Source organism: Polaromonas sp., from assembly GCF_018780625.1.
In the GTDB taxonomy this organism is placed as follows: domain Bacteria; phylum Pseudomonadota; class Gammaproteobacteria; order Burkholderiales; family Burkholderiaceae_C; genus Polaromonas.
This window is the reverse complement of record NZ_JADMJK010000196.1, coordinates 1-1966: the sequence shown is the minus strand read 5'-3', so window position 1 is coordinate 1966 and position 1966 is coordinate 1. Positions and strand designations below refer to the sequence as shown.

Genomic DNA, 1966 nt, shown 5'->3' with positions numbered 1-1966 from the left:
CAGCGCCTTGTCAATGTGCACCGCCACCACCTCGCCCAGCACCAGCCAGGTCGGCACCTTGGCGCCATCCACGCCTTCCAGTTGAACGATCTGCGTGCGGCGGCATTCAAACGACACCGGGCTTTGCAGCACGCGCGGCACCGAAATCAGGCGCGACGCAACCGGCGTCAGCCCCGCCAGTTCAAACTCGCTGACCTCGGGCGGCACGGCCGCACAGGTCTGGTTCATGGCTTCGGCCAGCGGGCGCGTGGCCAGGTTCCAGGCAAATTCGCCGGTCTCTTCAATGTTGCGCAGCGTGTCCTTGTAGCCAATGCTGGCAAAGCCCACGATGGGCGGCGTGTAGTTGAAGGCGTTGAAAAAGCTGTAGGGCGCCAGGTTCAGCGCGCCCGCCTGGTTGCGCGTCGAGATCCAGCCAATCGGGCGCGGCCCGACGATGGCATTGAACGGGTCGTGCGGCAGGCGGTGGCCGTCGCGGGGTTCGTAAAAATGAATGGCGTCTGACAAGGGCGGCTCCGCTGTGAATGGGTGTCCCACGATACCCGAATCCGCGTCGACCGGCTGGCAGCGCAGGCCGCCAGTATTAAGATGATCTGCCCACCAACCATCGACTGCCCATGAACTCTGTGCCCCCCACCCCTTTTTCCGACGCAGCCGACACCTGGAACCAGCGCTTCGCACAGGATGCCTATATTTTCGGCACCGAACCCAACGCCTGGCTGAGCGAACAGGCGAGCGTCTGGCAACCCGGCCAGCGCGTGCTGTGCGTGGCCGACGGCGAGGGCCGCAACAGCGTCTGGCTGGCCGGCCAGAGCCTGGAAGTCGATGCGTTTGATGTGTCCAGCGTCGGCGTGGCCAAGGCGCGCAGGCTGGCCGCAGAAAAAGGCGTGTCGGTCAACTTCAGCGTGAGCGACTGCGACACCTACCCGTGGCCGCTGCAAGCCTTCGATGGCGTGGCCGCCATCTTTGTGCAGTTTGCCGACCCCGCCATGCGGGCGCGGCTGTTCGCCAACATCCGGCGCAGCCTCAAACCCGGTGGCGTTCTGGTGCTGCAGGGCTACACGCCCAGGCAACTCGACTACAAGACCGGCGGGCCGCCGCAGCTTTCGCACCTCTACACAGAAGCCATGCTGCGTGAGGCCTTTGCCGACTTCGAACTGATAGACCTGCGCGACTACGAGGCAGAACTGACCGAAGGCGACCGCCACAGCGGACGCTCCGCGCTGATAGGCCTGGTCGCCCGCCGCCGATGAATTGAATAGCGGCATTACATAGGCCATAGGCAAAAGACCCTTCCGGGTCTAAAAACTGCCTGCAGGCGGCCTGGATGTCGCACGCGGCGCGTAGCCAACTCGCCAAAAAAACGCTTACTTGGTCGCGTCCTTGACGATTTCCTTGACGTCGCCGTAGGCCTTCTGGGTGTTGCCTTCAACCTGCTTGACCAAGCCCTTGGCTTCCTGCTCCTTGCTGCCGATCAGCTTGCCGGCCGCTTCCTGTACTTTTCCAGCGGCTTCTTTGGTAGCGCCAGCGATTTGATCTTTGTTCATGCGTAAAACTCCTGGTGAAATCGACTCGGTCACGCCAGTTCCGGCACAACAGGGGGCTTGTGGGGCACTGGCAAGTCAGCGTTTTGTCGTTGCGCGCTGACCAGCCACCACCATAGCGCCGCCCCGCCAGCCGTCTGTAGGCCAGCCCCGACAAAGCCTGTCAGCCCGCCGCATCGGCCAAATTAATTTTGGTAAATATTTACCAGGTTCATTGGCGTAAATAAATACCTTTTGCTCACTTTTTAAACAATGCGGGCTGGCCCCGCCCGCCATTCACCGGCATGATGCGTGGTTACAAAAAGTTAGCGAACGTATTGAGAGGTTGGTGACTCCCGGATGGCGATTCTTATTCCTGCGATGGGCAGCTGCGCATCGCGCATGACCAGCGGCGAGCGCCGGCTGGCCGAGCGGCTGGAGCAAAA

At 62.0% G+C, this 1966-nt stretch carries 3 protein-coding genes; 1 reads left to right on the top strand and 2 read right to left on the bottom strand.

What is annotated here, in order from left to right; all coding sequences use genetic code 11:
- Nucleotides 1-504 (bottom strand): flavin reductase family protein (locus IV091_RS14775; RefSeq protein WP_293470019.1); only part of this gene is annotated, 504 nt, incomplete at its 3' end.
- A gap of 110 nt (nucleotides 505-614) precedes the next feature.
- Here IV091_RS14775 and IV091_RS14770 point away from each other — a divergent pair.
- Nucleotides 615-1250, top strand: coding sequence for a class I SAM-dependent methyltransferase (locus IV091_RS14770; RefSeq protein ID WP_293470018.1), 636 nt, complete (start codon nucleotides 615-617; stop codon nucleotides 1248-1250).
- Nucleotides 1251-1364: 114 nt separating this feature from the next.
- On the opposite strand, the gene IV091_RS14765 is transcribed toward IV091_RS14770, so the two are convergent.
- Nucleotides 1365-1544, bottom strand: coding sequence for a CsbD family protein (locus IV091_RS14765; protein WP_293470017.1), 180 nt, complete (start codon nucleotides 1542-1544; stop codon nucleotides 1365-1367).
- Nucleotides 1545-1966 lie beyond the last annotated feature (422 nt).